A 15,263-nucleotide genomic window follows, 5' to 3' on the forward strand; every position below is an offset into this window, starting at 1 on the left:
CCCCGCACACGGGGGCCGGGCTCCTCTCGTACGCCTGCGATCAGGCGTACGTCTCGAACTCGGCGACCCTCGGGGTGCCGGTCGCGGCCGTGATCTCGAAGGTGACCTTGCTCAGCGTGGTCGCGGGGAAGGTGATCGTGCCGGCCGTGCCGCCGGTGGCGAGTACGGCCCCGGTGTCGGCGTTCAGGAGCCGCCAGCCGGTGACGGTGCCCGCCCCGGCGGCCTCGCGGATGCGCACCGACGAGATCCTCGTCGGGGAGCCCCACTTGACCGAGACCGAGCCGGTGGTGCCGACGGGGGACCAGTAGGTGCCGAGATCGCCGTCCCGGACGTTGCCGTAGCTCGTTCCCTCGGCCTTGCCGGAGCCGTCCGAGCCCGCGCCGATGCTGAGGTTGGTGCCGGACGGCGGGGCGGTGGTCGCCGTGGCCGTCGGGGTCGGGGTGGGTGTCGGGCTCGGGGACTGCGGGGCGCAGGAGCCGTCCGAGACCAGCAGGCCCTTGTTCGCGCCGGCCGTGCGCGCCACCACGCCCGGGACGCAGGAAGCGTCGTCCAGGGTGTACGCGTACGGGATCGACACGGTCGTGTTGGAGGTCGGGTTCGGGCCCGCCGGGCGGTAGTCGCCGGAGGCCGGGGACCAGGTCACGTTGTCGAAGACGTTCCCGGCGACCTGCCAGTAGCCGACGGTGGTCGTGTAGAAGGTGCCGAGGACGTCCTTGGAGTTCTGGAAGTAGTTGTTCTCCACCTTCGCGTGGGCACCGGCACGGGAGTTGATGCCCGAGGAGTTCAGCTGCCGGTAGTGGTTGTCGTACATGTGGGCGGTGCCGCCGCGCAGCAGCGGGGCGCGCGAGTCGATGTTCTCGTACAGGTTGTGGTGGTAGGTGATGAAGCTGTTGCTCAGCTCGGTCTCGCTGGAGCCCACGAGGCCGCCGCGGCCGGAGTTGCGCAGCACGCTGTAGGAGAGCGTCACGTACTGCGTGTTGTCCTTCATGTCGAAGAGCCCGTCGTAGCCCTCGGACTCGCCTCCGGAGGCCTCCAGGGTGACGTGGTCGACCCAGACGTTGCGGACGTCGCGCTCCATGCCGATGGCGTCGCCGCCGTTGGAGGTGGGGGAACCGGACTTCTTGACGTTCCTGACCGTCACGTTCTGGATGATGATGTTGCTCGACTCGCGGATGTGGATGCCGAGTTGGTCGAAGACGGCACCGGAGCCGACACCGACGAGCGTCACGTTGCTGATCTGCTTGAGCTCGATGACGCCGTCGGCGGTGTCGCAGCTGCTGCCGGAGACCTTGGCGGTGTTGGCGTGGTTGATGGTGCCCTCGACCTGGATGGTGATCGGGGTGCTGCTGGAGGCGCGGCCGCAGAGGGCCGCGTGGATCTGCGTACCGGTGGTGGCCCGTACGGTCTGTCCTCCGGCGCCGCCGGTGGTGCCGCCGTTCCGGCTCGCGTAGCCGGTGGCGCCGGCGGCCGCGGCGGAGGCCGGGGTCTCCGGGACGGTCAGGATCACGCCGGTGGCGGCCGCGACCGCCGAGGCGGCCAGGGCCGCCTGGAGTCGCGTGGACGCGGTTCGTCGTCCCATTCTCGCCTGCCCTTTCGTCGTCGTCCGCGCCGGTTCCCGCCGTCGCGGAACGTTGTCGTCGTGAGTCCCGTCCCTGGGTCGAAAGCAGCTAGAAAGCGCTTTCTGGCGGGTGACGATAGGGGTGGTGCCGAGCACCTGACAAGACGTCGGACACGGCGGGAATCGGAGGGCCCCGGAACCGGGCCTTCGCTTCGGAGACGTTTCCGGCGGAGGAACCCCGGTGGGGAGGAGGGGAGTTGTCGCCGGGCCGGGCCGGACGGCTCCGCCCTCCCTGTGATAGGCACTATCCGCACGGGGGAGGTGCGGAGCGGGCGCGGTCGCGCGCCGCGACGGCGATCGCCCCCGTCCGGACAGCACCACCGAACGGAAAACGGGAGACACCGCATGCGCGTGAAAGCCTTCGACCACCTCGTCCTCAACGTCACCGACGTCGAGCGGTCCCTCGCCTTCTACACCGGCCCCCTCGGCCTCGCGCCGGAGCGGGTCGAGGAATGGCGGGCCGGCAAGGTGCCGTTCCCGTCGGTCCGGATCGACGAGGGCACCGTCATCGACCTGTTCTCCCGCCCGCGGGGCGAGTCCAACGTCGACCACATCTGCCTCGTCGTCGACCCGCTCGACTGGCAGGAGGTCATCGGTTCCGGCACCTTCGACGTCGTCGAAGGCCCCGTCCCGCGCTGGGGCGCCCGCGGTTCGGCCCAGTCCGTCTACGTGAAGGACCCGGACGGCAACACCGTCGAGCTCCGCTGGTACCCGCAGGACCTCCCGGCCGAGGAGGAGTGACGGCGGCCTCGGGTGCCGCGCGCCCGCGGCCGTACCGGGAGACCTGACAGGCTGCGGGCATGACCGACGACACCTGGACCACCGTCACCCGCCTCCACGACTGGCTCACGGCCCATCAAAACCTCCCGCCCGGACAGGAGATCCTGCTGCGCGTCCTCAAGCTGTCCGAGGAGGTCGGGGAGGCGGCGCAGGCGGTGATCGGGGCCACCGGCCAGAACCCCCGCAAGGGGTGCGACACGAAGTCGCTGTCGAACAGTTGTTCAATCAGGAGAGAGGAGCGGTTGAACTCCAGCTAGTGATCAATGGCTGGTCCCCAGCCTCGGGTGCGTCGATGGCAACGTCGGGGTGCTGAGCCGAGGTGGTCAAGCCCAAGGGAATCCCAGGCCGTTGGGAACCACAGGCGAAGGGGAAGACCGGACGGATGAGCAAACGCGAACCCTTGTAAAGCGTCGTTAGAGGGAACCCGCAACGGTAAGTAGTCGGCGGGTATAAACCCCCCGGGCTGAAAGGCCCGGCACGCAAAGGCCCTATCCTTTGGGGTCCTTGAGATCACCGTGGGGGTCGGCGCACGAGAGGGCATCCTCGCCGGTCGCATCTGTCGACAGCGGAACGTGGAAACCCTGTACAGGTCCGGGAAACCGGTAGGCCGGAGGCAACGAAGGCGGAAACCCTGTGCAGGAAAGGATGTTCGAGAAGCGAATGCTGCTAGAGCGAAAGCTCAGGGGAAAACTGGGATGGTGAGACTCTCTCTCCCTGGCATAACCCGGCAGATACCGGCTGTGCCGGACACGAAAGTGGGCTGACGCGAACAGGTAGGCCATGTAGTACCAATGCTCAAGCACCTGCACCGCGGTACAAGTTAGACGGAAGGAGGGCGGAATGCCCGACAGCAAGACCGCTCATCGACCGAACGGACCCACGGGGGGTGCCGCCCTCTGGCACAGCATCGACTGGAAGCTGGAGGAGGCATCAGTAAGGCGTCTGCGGCAGCGGATCTACAGGGCCACAAGAGCAGGTGACATGAAGCAGGTGCGTAACCTGCAAAAGCTGATGCTGCGCTCTCGGGCCAATACACTGGTCAGCGTCAAGAGGGTTACACAGCGAAGCGCTGGAAGAAAAACCGCTGGCGTAGACGGGAAGACTGCATTGACTCCCGCCGCGAGGGGTGGCCTGACCAAGGAAGTTCTTGAACGGCCAGCAATCCCCCCGAAGCCGGTAAAGCGTGTATTCATCCCTAAATCCAACGGAAAGCGAAGGCCGCTCGGAATCCCGGTGATCCGGGACCGCGTTAACCAGGCACGGGTCAAGAATGCTCTTGAACCAGAATGGGAAGCCCGATTCGAGCCGAGAAGCTACGGCTTCCGACCCGGTCGCAGTACGCATGACGCGATCGGGAGGATCTTCGTCACCGTGGGGAAGAAGAACGCGAAGAGGCTGTGGGTATTGGACGCAGACCTCTCGGCTGCATTCGACAGGATCAGCCATGAGCATCTGATGAATCAACTCGGCCTGTTCCCAGGTCGAGAGCAGATCAGAGGGTGGCTCACGGCCGGAGTCCTGGAGGACGGCCGGTTCAGCTATACGCCGGAAGGGACTCCTCAAGGAGGGGTCATCAGCCCGCTACTGCTGAACGTCGCGCTTCATGGGATGGGGGAGGTTGTCAAGAGGCCAGGGAAACGGCCCAGGGATCGCGACGACCCCTCCCCAATCCTCGTTCGGTACGCCGACGACTTTGTCGTGATGTGCGAGACGAAGGAAGAGGCAGAGGAGTGTAAGAACCGGCTCGCTGAATGGCTGGCGCCAAGGGGGCTGTCCTTCAACGAGGAAAAGACGCGAGTCTGTCACCTCGAAGATGGGTACGACTTCCTTGGCTTCAACGTGCGGCGATACGGGATAAAGCTTCTCATCAAGCCGAGCAAGGCTGCGGTGCAGCGTGCCAAGGACAGAATCAGAGAAATAGTCAGGTCATGCCGGGGTCAACCTGCCAGCGTCCTGATTAACCAACTGAATCCGTTCATCCGAGGGTGGTCCACTTACTACCGGCACGTTGTCTCCAAGGACATCTTCGACAAGCTCGATGACAGGACCTACATTGCACTTCGTAGGTGGGCCCTTCGTAGTCATGGAAACAAGACTCACGGATGGGTGATGCGAAGGTACTGGGGGCGGCGCAATCCAGAACGCGCGGATAACTGGGTGTTCGGTGCAGATGGTCGATATCTCAGGAAATTCCGGTGGACGGCGATTGTGCGGCACGTAATGGTCAAGGGGGGATCATCCCCCGACGACCCAGAGCTGGAGAAGTACTGGAGATCCAGGACTCAGAAGAGGCTGCCGGAGACTGAATCTAAACAGATTTTGCGACTGGCTTACCGTCAGAAGGGTCTATGCACCAAATGCGGTACAGACCTTATCGAAGGTGCCGGGTTCGACCCGGATGACGTCAACGATTGGGCGAGATGGTTCACAGCCTCAATGAGGGCAATCCATGTGCATCATCTCGTGTATCGCAGTAAAGGCGGATCGGACCGCCTGAGCAACCTGGAGGTAATTCACGCGGAATGTCACCGGCAGCACCACGCCGGGGACCGATCCAGAAATGCAACTGCTTGAGAGGCCAGAGGCCCGCCCGAGCCGGATGCGATGAGAGTCGCACGTCCGGTTCCACGGGGGGAGGGATGCAGCAATGCATCCCTCCTACCCAACAACCAGCCACAGCTGGCGGGACGTCGAGGCGGAGCTGTGCGACGTCGTCATCACCGCCATGGTCGCCCTGCGCACCCTGACCCCGGACGCCGCCGAGGTCTTCGCGGGCCACCTGCGGCGGGTGGCGGAACGCTCCCTGCCTCCCGCGCGGGGTGGCCTGGACGAGGGCGGCGCGGCGGTCAGTCCTGCCGAACCGGGTGCTTGCTGAGGACCGACACCCGGTTGAAGGCGTTGATGGTGATGGCCGCCCAGGCGACGGCCGAGAGCTCGGCGTCGTCCAGGACCTCGCGGGCCTCGGCGTAGGCCCGTTCCTCGGCGTCCGCGTCGGCCGGGTGGGTGGTGGCCTCGGCGAGGGCGAGGGCCGCCCGCTCGCGCGGGGTGAAGAGCTCGGTGTCCCGCCAGGCGGCGAGCACGCCGAGCCGGCGGGGGGTCTCGCCGGCGCGGAGGGCGGCGCGGGTGTGCACGTCGAGGCAGTAGGCGCAGCCGTTGAGCTGGGACACGCGCAGGTTGACCAGCTCGACGAGGATCCGGTCGAGCCCGGCGGCCTCGCCCGCGGCCCGGACCGCCTTGGCCGCCTGGACGAAGGCCCTGTAGGCGTCGGGGGTCTGCTTGTCCAGGTGGATCCGCTGCCCGGCCGCGGCCTTGACCGATGCCCCGGTCTCCGCTCCGGTCGGTGCCGCCACGGCGTCGCTCACTGTCCGCTCCCTCGGGGTCGCCCGCGCGTGCCGCGGGCCGTGGGCCCATCATCCCCCGAGATGTAGTTGAAAGTAAAACAAAACATGGGGGAGCCCCTCACCCCCGGGGGTGAGGGGCTCCCGGGCCGCGGTGGTGCGGCGGCTCACCAGCGGTACCACCGCGCACCGCTGCCGTGGAGCAGGAAACCGAGCACCCACAGGACGAGCACCGCCAGCGCGATGTACCAGAGCGCCTCGACGGCGAAGCCCGTGCCGAAGAGCACCAGGATCAGGAGGAGGACGAGAAGGAGGGGGACCATGACGAAACCTTTCGGATGTCTCGGGTCGGACAGGGGGATGAGGACGGCTCAGCGGGGCGGCATGGGCTGCTGCCCGGGAGGCGCGTCCAGTGACGGCGGGGCCGTGCCGGCGGACGGTACGGGACCGGCCCCCGGCTCCTGTGCCGCCGCCGTCGCGTCGGCCGGGCCCGTCGCGTCGCCCGGCCGGAGCCGGCCGCGCCAGGCTCCGGTCGCCGCGTGACGGTCCTCGACGAAGTGCTTGAAGCGCTGGAGGTCGCCGGAGACCCGGGCGGACACGACGCCCAGCGCCGCGGCCGCCTTCTCCGCCAGCCCCTCGGGCTCCACGTCCATCGCCAGCCGCACGCGCGTGTGCGTGGCGTCGATCGGCTGGAAGGTGACGACGCCCCGCTGATGGGGCTCGCCGCCCACGGTCCGCCAGGCGATCCGCTCGTCCGGCAGCTGGTCGACGATCTCGGTGTCGAACTCCCGCCGGATCCCGGCGATGTTCGTCCGCCAGTGCAGATGCCGCTCGTCGGTCCGTTCCACCGCCACCACGCCGTGCATGAAGCGGGGGAACTCCTCGAACTGCGTCCACTGGTCGTACACCTGCCGCAGCGGCGCGTTGACCCGGATCGTGTCGTGCACCACCGTCGTCACCTCCTCGGGCGGCCGGACGGGACCGGTTCCACACCTCGCGAGTGCCCCGTGCGGCCCGGACCACTCACGGGAGCGCCGATCCGCGACGGGGACGGCGGCTCACCGGCCACGGGGTCGTTCCCCCGCCGCTGAAGGCGCCTCAGAGCGGCCGGGCGACCGGCGGCGGTCCGCCGAAGAGCTCCTCGCGGGCGGCCCTCAGCGCGGGGTCGAGTCCGCCGGCCGGCACCGGGTTCCCCGTCACCGCCGACAGCCGGATCCGGGCCCGCGAGTGGGCGAGGACCCGCAGCTCGCGCTCGACCACCGCCCGCAGCGGCTCGCCGCCCGCCGCGCAGAGCCGCCCCGCAAGGACGACGAGGCCGGGGTCGACGACGGTGACGATGGACGCCGGACCGGTGGCGAGCCGTGCCGCCACCAGGGAGAGCCCCGCCCGCGCGGCCTCGGCCCGTCCCGTACCGCTTCCGGACCGGCCGTCCCGCCGGCTGCCCCGCCCCCGCCCCGCCCCCGCCCCGTACGGCCCCGGCGACCGCCTCCGCGAAGTCGGCGCCCGGCACCCCGTGCGCGCGCAGCACCTCCCGTACGGCGTCCCCGCCCGCGAGCTCCTGACAGCCGTGCCGGCCGTAGGGGTCGCCGGCCTCGCGGGCGGTCGGCGCGCCGGGCAGGGGCAGGTAGCCCACCTCGCCCGCACCGCCGAAGTACCCCCGGTGCAGGCGCCCGCCGATGACGAGGGCGGCGCCGAGGCCCTCGTCCGCCCGCAGCAGGACGAAGTCCGGGCGGTCGGGCGCCTGTGCCCGCTCGGCGACGGCCGCGAGGCTCACGTCGTTCTCGATCCGGACGGGGAGGCCGAGGGCCGCGCCGAGGGTCCGCTCCACGCCGGGGAAGAGCCAGGCCGCCATGGACTCCTCGCCGGCGTACGCGAGACGGCCGGTCGTCGGGTCCACCGCGCCCTGCACACCGATGACGACCCGCATCGGCGGCCGCGGGGTCGGGACCCGGCCGAGGGCCGTGCGCAGCGCCTCCACCAGCGCCTCCCGGCTCGGCTCCGCCGGCACCGGGGCCTCCGCTTCGCCGAGCACCGCGCCGGTGATGTCCGCGGCCCGCACCGCGATCCACTCGGGCGTCACGTCGACGGCGGCGACGAAACCCGCCGCGGGGTTGACCCGGTACGTCTCCGGGACGCGGCCGGGCAGCCCCGTCCGCAGTCCGTTCCCGACCACGAGCCCGGCCTCTTCGAGCCGGGCGAGCACCTGGGAGGCGGTGGGTTTCGAGAGCCCCGTGAGCCTGCTGATCTCGGGGCGGGTGAGCGGGCCCTGACGGAGCAGCAGATGGGGGGGCGGCACGGTCGTCGACCGCCCGCACGAGTCCCGGTGTCCGCGGACGAGCTCGGTCACATGCCCTCCGCCGGCGGGTCGGCCTCGGTTCGAACGAACGCCCGGCCTCCAGCGCGGTGCAGGGGGCGCGGAGGGGGCCGGCGGACCCGCCTCCGCCGGGGAGCCGTGGCCCGTTCGGAGGACACCGTGGGGCCGGCGCGTGTCCCCGGGCGGAACGTTCCGTTGAGAGGGCGTGACCTCATCTCGACGCATCTCCTCGGTCCTCGCCGTCGCCGCCGCGTTCTCCTGCCTCGGCGGTGCCGCCGCCACGCAGGCCGCCGCCGCCCCCACGGGCCCGCTCGGCCCGCCGATCAGCCCGATCGCCGAACTGGACGCCCTCGCCACCACCGGCATGCCGGAGAACGCCCGTGCCGCGTACCCCGGCTTCGGCGAGCAGCTCGGCGGACTGAGCAGGGTCAACGAACTCCACCAGCTCCACCAGCTCACCGACCTGGCCGCGCCGGTCGCGGGGGTCCTCCCCGAGATCTCCACCTGAGGCCCCGCCACCGCACAGACGCATGCGTACGACTCCGGCGCCCGGACGGTCGCAGCACGACCGTCCGGGCACCGGCACGTGTCCGGACCGCCGGGATCAGCGCAGGTCGAAGCGGTCCAGGTGCATCACCTTCGACCAGGCGGCCACGAAGTCACGGACGAACTTCGCGCCCGCGTCCCTCGCGCCGTACACCTCCGACAGGGCCCGCAGCTGGGAGTGGGAGCCGAAGACCAGGTCCACGGCGGTGCCCGTCCACTTCAGCTCACCGGTGGCCCGGTCCCGGCCCTCGTAGACGTTCTCGTCCTGCTCCGAGACCTTCCACTCCGTGCCCATGTCGAGCAGGTTGACGAAGAAGTCGTTGGTCAGGCTGCCCGGCCGGTCGGTGAGGACGCCGTGGCGCGCCCCGCCGTGGCCGGTGTCCAGCGCCCGCATGCCGCCGACCAGCACCGTCATCTCCGGCGCCGTCAGCGTCAGCAGGCTGGCCCGGTCGAGCAGCAGCGTCTCCGGCGACAGCTTCTCGCCCGCCCGCAGGTAGTTGCGGAAGCCGTCGGCGCGCGGTTCGAGGACCGCGAAGGACTCCACGTCCGTCTGCTCCTGCGTGGCGTCCGTCCGCCCCGGCGCGAAGGGCACCGTCACGGGGTGTCCCGCGTCCTTCGCGGCCTGCTCGACGGCCGCGCAGCCGCCCAGCACGATCAGGTCGGCCAGCGAGATCCGGATGCCGTCGCTCCGCCCCGCGGCGAACTCCTCCCGGATGCCGTCCAGGGTGCGGATCGCCTCGGCCACCTCCGGCAGGTCGTTGACCTCCCAGTCCTTCTGCGGGGCGAGCCGGATCCGCGCCCCGTTGGCGCCGCCGCGCTTGTCCGTGCCGCGGAAGCTCGCCGCCGACGCCCAGGCCGTGGTGACCAGCTGGGGCACGCTCAGGCCCGAGGCCAGGATCCGCTCCTTGAGAGCGGCGACGTCCCCGTCCGACACCAGGTCGTGGTCGACCGGCGGCACCGGGTCCTGCCACAGCTGCGGCTCCGGCACCCACGGACCGAGGTAGCGCGAGACCGGGCCCATGTCACGGTGGAGCAGCTTGTACCAGGCCTTGGCGAACGCCTCCGCCAGTGCCTCCGGGTTCTCGTGGAAGCGGCGGGAGATCGGCCCGTACACCGGGTCGAGCCGCAGCGCCAGGTCGGTCGTCAGCATCATCGGCGCGTGCCGCTTCGACGGGTCGTGCGCGTCCGGCACCGCGTCTCCGGCGGCCGGGTCGGTGGGCTTCCACTGGTGGGCGCCGGCCGGGCTGGTGGTCAGCTCCCACTCGTACCGGTAGAGGTTGTCGAGGAAGCCGTTGTCCCACGTGATCGGGTTGTTGGTCCAGGCGCCCTCCAGACCGCTGGTGAGGGCGTCGCCGCCGACCCCGGTGCCGGACGTGTTCCGCCAGCCGATGCCCTGCTGCTCGATCGGCGCCGCCTCCGGCTCCGGGCCGATGTACTGCGGGTCCACGGCGCCGTGACACTTGCCGAAGGTGTGGCCGCCGACGATGAGCGCGACCGTCTCCTCGTCGTTCATCGCCATCCGGCCGAAGGTCTCGCGGATGTCGCGGGCGGCGGCCAGCGGGTCCGGGTTCCCGTTCGGGCCCTCCGGGTTGACGTAGATCAGCCCCATCTGGACCGCGCCGAGCGGGTTCGAGAGCTCCCGGTCACCGCTGTAGCGCTCGTCGCCGAGCCAGGTGTCCTCCGGGCCCCAGAAGATCTCCTCCGGCTCCCAGATGTCCTCGCGGCCGAATCCGAAACCGAAGGTCCTGAACCCCATGGATTCCATCGCGCAATTGCCGGCGAAAACCAGAAGATCGGCCCAGGAGATCTTCTGCCCGTACTTCTGCTTCACCGGCCACAGGAGCCGGCGCGCCTTGTCCAGGCTCGCGTTGTCCGGCCAGCTGTTCAGCGGCGCGAATCGCTGCGCGCCGCTTCCGCCGCCGCCCCGGCCGTCGGCGATGCGGTACGTGCCCGCCGCGTGCCAGCTCATCCGGATGAAAAGCGGACCGTAGTGTCCGTAGTCCGCCGGCCACCATTCCTGCGAATCCGTCATCAGGGCGATGACGTCCCGCTTCAGCTCCTCGACGTCGAGGGAGGCGAACTCCTTCGCGTAGTCGAAGTCCTTGTCGAGGGGATCGGCCTGCGGATCGTTCTGATGGAGTACGGAGAGGTCCATCTGGTTCGGCCACCAGTCCCGATTGGTCCGGGGCCGGGTGTCCTTGGGGCTGGGGGAGGAAATTGCCGGGTTCTCGCTCTCGCTGCCGGTCACGTACGGCCTTCTTCCTGTGTGCTCGCTCTTTCCCGCCGCCGGCCGGGATTCTCACGGCGGCGCGTCCGTATGGTCGCGCACCGGACTCCCCGCGGCCACGCGAACACGCAGGGCACGGACGCCCGGAAGGAATCGGCCGGGAAACAGCCCTCGGGTCCGGGAACCACCCTCGCTCCGGGAATCACCCCGTGGCCTGGGAATCACCGTTCGGCCCGGAGAACGACCTCGGGCTCGGGGCCCGCCCTCAGGAAGGACCGGCCGCCGCGGAACCCCGCCGCCGGACGTCGAGCGTGGCGCAGTGGAAGGAGCCGCCGAACGGCGCGTAATGCGTGAGATCGCAGGGCACCGGCTCGAAACCCCAGCGTTCCAGGGCGCGCAGCGTCCGCGTGTGGTGGCGTTCCGCGATCACCCTTTTCTCGTCGAGCATCAGCACGTTCATGTTCAGCCATTTGCCGCACATCGAGGTGATCCGGAGAAGACGGCTCGGCAGGGGGTCCGGCTCGGGCGCCGTCAGGATCTCCCAGGAGTCGAGGACCGGCGGCAGCCGGTCGGGATCCACGTACTCCGGGTTGATCAGGGCGCGGCCCGGCGCGAGCGGCAGGAAGGTCGTGTCGATGTGCATCGGCGTCCGGCAGCGGCTCTCGATCTCGTGGATCCGGTACTCCGGTCCCAGATGGCGGCGCAGCCACTCGATGCCCATGCGGTTGGTGACGTTGCTGCGCGTCACGAACAGGTCCCGGCCCGCCCGGACGAAGTCGGCCGCGTCGAAGACCGGCTCGAACTCCGTCACCAGGTGCCGTACCGGCTCGCCGGGCGCGGGTATCCGGAACGACGGGTCGTAGAGCGCGTCCGTCAGCTGCGGCCGGGGCGCGGCCGTCCAGCGTGCCCCGCGCCGGAAGTACTCCTTGAGCAGGGTGCGGTACGCGTGCGTCTCGAAGTACCGGCAGGGCCACGCCATGGGTGCCTCGATGATCTCGTCGCCGACGACGAGCATGCCGTCCCGGGGGCAGGCGCTGCAGAAGCCGCGCGAGGACCAGGCGGGGGTGGCGAACCGCCGTCGGTGGGGCACCGGGTCCGGCCGCCGGACCGTCACCCCGAGGGACTCCAGGAGGGCGACGAAACCCTCGATCTCCTCCTCGGCCTTCCCGGCGAGCGCCCGGGGGTAGCGGAACCCGGCGGCGGCCCCCTGGAGCCGGGCCGCCCACGGGGGGATGTTGCACCGGACCGTCGGGTGACGGGAGGGGATCGTGGCGCCGTCGACGCGGCCCACCACGACCTCCTCCAGCGGATCCCACTCCGTGTGCGACCAGACCGGCGGGCCCTCCGCCCCGTCCGGGGAGACCATCGGTGGTCCGGGCTCGGGCCGGGGAAGTCCGGGCGAATGGATCCGGAACGCCGTCACAGTCGCCTCCCGGTGGTCGGAGGCACGGCACCGGGCGCCGTGCGTAGAGCGCGGCTTCCCCGGACAGGCCCCCCGTATGCCTGCCCGCCCCCGGCAGTGCCGGGGGCGGCGGCCGTCCCGTGTTGAGGGCCCCAGGAGTCCTTCCTACGCTGAGGCGAGAGAGGCAGGAGGGCTCCGATGGCCGCCGTCACCGTGCACCGCGCCGTCCTCGGCGACGGCCGCCCGACGCTCCCGTACGCGGCGGCCGGCCGGCCCGGGGACGGCCTCCCGCTCGTCCTCGTCCACGGCTACGTCGACTCCTGGTGGATCTTCGAGCCCCTGCTGCGCGCCCTGCCGGCCGCGCTGCGCGCCTACGCGCCGACCCAGCGGGGCCACGGCGACGCCGACAAGCCCGAGGAGGGCTACCTGCCCGAGGACTTCGCCGACGACCTCGTCGCCTTCCTCGACCACCTCGGCATCGAGCGGGCCGTCCTCGTCGGCGGGTCGAGCGGCGGCGTACAGGCACGGATCGTGGCCGGCCGGCGGCCCGACCGGGTCGCCGGGCTCGTCCTGCTCGGCGTCCCCGCCCTGCTTGCCGACAAGCCCGGCGTCACCGGCTTCCAGGAGACCCTCCGCACCCTGGACGACCCCGTCGACCGGGAATTCGCCGCCGAGTTCGCCCGCGGGCTCGCCACGGACCGGGTGGCCCCCGGCTTCCTGGAGACCGTCATCGACGAGAACGCCAAGGCCCCCGCCCGCGTCTGGCGCGAGACCCTGCGCGGACTCCTGGAGACCGACCTCGCGGCCACCCTCACCGGGATCCTCGTCCCCACCCTCGTCGTCTGGGGCGACCAGGACCCCCTCCTCACCCGTTCGGACCAACAGCTCATCCTCGACGCGATCCCCGACTCCCGGCTCCTCGTCCACGAGGGCGCCGGACACCTCGTGTACGGGGAGGACCCGGACCGGGTCGCGCGCGAACTCGCCGCCTTCGCCGGGGCGCTGCGCGGCTGACCGCACCCGCTCCCGGCCGGAAAACCCTTGGACCGTCCCCGTCGCGCCGCGCCACACTTCGTCACTCAACGTGTCGGCACTGCGACGGAAGGTCGTGATGGGAACCTCAGAACAACCCGACGGCGGGCCGGGCGGCAGCTCGGTCCGCCTCGCGCTCCGCCACTACGGGGCGGAGCTGGTACGGCTCCGACGGCTGGCCGCGCCCGCCCTGCTGCTGCCCGCCCTCGGCAACATCGGCCTCCACTACCTCGCCCCCCTGGTGGTCGCCAAGCTCGTCGGCCGGGTGGCCGACGGCAGGGCCCTCACCCTCTCCTCGGCCCTGCCCTACGCCCTCGGCTTCGCCGGCGTGCTGCTGCTCGGCGAGGCGCTGTGGCGGGTCGGCCTCCACTGCCTCAACCGGGTCGACGCCCGCGGCATCGAGCACCTCTACGTCCTCGGCATGGACGAACTCCTCGCCAAGGACGCGACCTTCTTCCACGACAACTTCGCCGGCTCCCTCACCAAGCGGGTCATCAGCTTCGCCTCCCGGTTCGAGGACTTCGTCGACACCCTCGCCTTCCAGATCATGGGCAGACTCGTCCCGCTGCTGTTCGCCTCGGTCGTCCTCTGGCGGTACGACCCGCTGCTCGTCGTCGGCCTCCTGGTGATGATCGCGCTCACCGCCGTGTGCGTGGTGCCGCTGATCCGCCGCCGGCAGGCCATCGTCGCCGAACGCGAGGAGGCGATCGCCCGGGTGTCGGGGCACGTCGCCGACGTGCTGATGAACATGGACACCGTCCGCTCCTTCGCCGCCGAGGAGCGGGAGGCCGCCGAACACCGCGCCCGCGTCGCCGAGTCGCGCCGGATCAGCCTGCGCTCCTGGGACTACGGGAACCTGCGCATCGACACCCTCGTCGCGCCGCTCTCCATCCTCACCAACGTGCTCGGACTCGTGCTCGCCCTGATGCTCGGCGCCGGGGAGGTGGGCGTCGAGGCCATCATCGTGGCCTTCACCTACTACGCCAACGCCACCCGGATCATGTTCGAGTTCAACCAGATCTACCGGCGGCTCGAGAGCTCCATGACGGAGGCGGCCCAGTTCACCCGGCTCCTCCTCGACCCGCCGACCGTCGTGGACCCGCTCGCCCCCGAACCCCCGAAGGACCGGTCCGGCGCGGTCCGCTTCGAAGGGGTGCACTTCGCCCACCGGGGCGCGAAGCCGCTCTTCGAGGACCTCGACCTGGACGTGCCCGCCGGTACCAAGGTGGGTTTCGTCGGCCGCTCCGGCGGCGGCAAGACCACCCTCACCCGGCTGCTGCTGCGGATGACCGACGTCGACGGCGGACGGATCCTGATCGATGGTCAGGACATCAGCCGCATGCGCCAGTCCGAGCTGCGCGGCCTCATCGCCTCCGTACCGCAGGACCCGGCCATGTTCCACCGCACCCTGCGGGAGAACATCGCCTTCGCCCGGCCCGGGGCCACCGACGCCGAGATCCGCCGGGCCGCCGAGGCCGCCCACGTCACCGAGTTCGCCGACGCCCTGCCCGAGGGCTTCGACACCCTCGTCGGGGAGCGCGGTGTGAAGCTCTCCGGCGGGCAGCGGCAGCGGGTCGCGCTCGCCCGGGCGATCCTGCGCGACGCGCCGGTCCTCCTCCTCGACGAGGCGACCAGCGCCCTCGACTCCGAGAGCGAACTCCTCGTCCAGGACGCGCTGTGGCGGCTCATGGAGGGCAGGACCGCGCTCGTCGTCGCCCACCGGCTCTCCACCGTCGCCGGCATGGACCGGCTCGTCGTCCTCGACCGCGGCCGGATCGTCGAACAGGGCAGCCACCACGAACTGCTCGCCGCGGACGGCGCGTACGCCAAGCTGTGGCGGCACCAGTCGGGCGGCTTCCTCGATGACGCCCCCGCCGCCGCGACCGGACCGGAACCCACCCTCTCCCACTGACCGGTACACCACCTCCGACCAGCGGTTTCATCTCTTCTCCAGGCCCCGGGACCGCGCACCGTGCGGGTGCGGACACGGTACGCGTCTGCCAGCC

Annotated in this window: 12 protein-coding genes and 2 pseudogenes; 7 read left to right on the forward strand and 7 right to left on the reverse strand. The window is 70.7% G+C overall.

The features are described from left to right. Positions 1 to 40 precede the first annotated feature (40 nt). On the reverse strand, positions 41 to 1,579 hold the full coding sequence (locus tag QK442_RS15390; RefSeq protein WP_282694495.1) for a pectate lyase: 1,539 nt from the start codon (positions 1,577 to 1,579) through the stop codon (positions 41 to 43). Positions 1,580 to 1,963: 384 nt separating this feature from the next. Between QK442_RS15390 and QK442_RS15395 the strand changes: the two genes are divergently transcribed. The 4 genes and pseudogenes from QK442_RS15395 to QK442_RS15410 all read left to right on the forward strand — a co-directional run. Then, complete coding sequence (locus QK442_RS15395; RefSeq protein WP_282694496.1) at positions 1,964 to 2,359, forward strand: VOC family protein; 396 nt, start codon at positions 1,964 to 1,966, stop codon at positions 2,357 to 2,359. A gap of 59 nt (positions 2,360 to 2,418) precedes the next feature. Beyond that, positions 2,419 to 2,589: pseudogene (locus QK442_RS15400) on the forward strand (MazG-like family protein); the annotation flags it as partial. A gap of 649 nt (positions 2,590 to 3,238) precedes the next feature. Further along, on the forward strand, positions 3,239 to 4,972 hold the full coding sequence (gene ltrA, locus QK442_RS15405; protein WP_282694497.1) for a group II intron reverse transcriptase/maturase: 1,734 nt from the start codon (positions 3,239 to 3,241) through the stop codon (positions 4,970 to 4,972). A gap of 94 nt (positions 4,973 to 5,066) precedes the next feature. Further along, positions 5,067 to 5,273: pseudogene (locus QK442_RS15410) on the forward strand (hypothetical protein); the annotation flags it as partial. On the opposite strand, the gene QK442_RS15415 reads toward QK442_RS15410, so the two are convergent. From QK442_RS15415 to QK442_RS15430, 4 genes are all read right to left on the reverse strand, one after another. Continuing rightward, the gene (locus QK442_RS15415) at positions 5,245 to 5,748 is read right to left on the reverse strand and encodes a carboxymuconolactone decarboxylase family protein (RefSeq protein WP_282694624.1); all 504 of its coding nucleotides are present in this window, start codon (positions 5,746 to 5,748) and stop codon (positions 5,245 to 5,247) included. The pseudogene QK442_RS15410 and the gene QK442_RS15415 overlap by 29 nt on opposite strands. A gap of 155 nt (positions 5,749 to 5,903) precedes the next feature. Then, the gene (locus tag QK442_RS15420) at positions 5,904 to 6,059 is read right to left on the reverse strand and encodes a hydrophobic protein (RefSeq protein WP_282694498.1); all 156 of its coding nucleotides are present in this window, start codon (positions 6,057 to 6,059) and stop codon (positions 5,904 to 5,906) included. Positions 6,060 to 6,107: 48 nt separating this feature from the next. Further along, the gene (locus QK442_RS15425; RefSeq protein WP_349239654.1) at positions 6,108 to 6,695 is read right to left on the reverse strand and encodes an SRPBCC family protein; all 588 of its coding nucleotides are present in this window, start codon (positions 6,693 to 6,695) and stop codon (positions 6,108 to 6,110) included. Beyond that, positions 6,692 to 8,083 (reverse strand): ROK family transcriptional regulator, encoded by a 1,392-nt coding sequence (locus tag QK442_RS15430; protein ID WP_349239655.1) that lies wholly within the window; start codon positions 8,081 to 8,083, stop codon positions 6,692 to 6,694. The genes QK442_RS15425 and QK442_RS15430 overlap by 4 nt, the downstream gene beginning before the upstream one ends. Before the next feature lie 172 nt (positions 8,084 to 8,255). Between QK442_RS15430 and QK442_RS15435 the strand changes: the two genes are divergently transcribed. After that, complete coding sequence (locus QK442_RS15435; RefSeq protein ID WP_282694499.1) at positions 8,256 to 8,558, forward strand: hypothetical protein; 303 nt, start codon at positions 8,256 to 8,258, stop codon at positions 8,556 to 8,558. Positions 8,559 to 8,654: 96 nt separating this feature from the next. On the opposite strand, the gene katG is transcribed toward QK442_RS15435, so the two are convergent. Together katG and QK442_RS15445 are read right to left on the reverse strand one after the other, a co-directional pair. Beyond that, on the reverse strand, positions 8,655 to 10,844 hold the full coding sequence (gene katG / locus QK442_RS15440) for a catalase/peroxidase HPI (RefSeq protein ID WP_282694500.1): 2,190 nt from the start codon (positions 10,842 to 10,844) through the stop codon (positions 8,655 to 8,657). A 244-nt stretch (positions 10,845 to 11,088) separates the two neighbouring features. Next, positions 11,089 to 12,189, reverse strand: a complete 1,101-nt coding sequence (locus QK442_RS15445; RefSeq protein WP_282694501.1) for an amidinotransferase — start codon at positions 12,187 to 12,189, stop codon at positions 11,089 to 11,091. A 234-nt stretch (positions 12,190 to 12,423) separates the two neighbouring features. Here QK442_RS15445 and QK442_RS15450 point away from each other — a divergent pair, with 234 nt between their 5' ends. Both QK442_RS15450 and QK442_RS15455 read left to right on the forward strand, forming a co-directional pair. Then, on the forward strand, positions 12,424 to 13,239 hold the full coding sequence (locus QK442_RS15450; protein ID WP_282694502.1) for an alpha/beta hydrolase: 816 nt from the start codon (positions 12,424 to 12,426) through the stop codon (positions 13,237 to 13,239). A 97-nt stretch (positions 13,240 to 13,336) separates the two neighbouring features. Further along, positions 13,337 to 15,169: an ABC transporter ATP-binding protein gene (locus tag QK442_RS15455; protein WP_282694503.1), complete on the forward strand. Its 1,833-nt coding sequence runs from the start codon at positions 13,337 to 13,339 to the stop codon at positions 15,167 to 15,169. The last annotated feature ends 94 nt before the right edge of the window (positions 15,170 to 15,263 follow it).

It is taken from the genome of Streptomyces sp. CC208A, assembly GCF_030010625.1.
GTDB lineage: Bacteria > Actinomycetota > Actinomycetes > Streptomycetales > Streptomycetaceae > Streptomyces.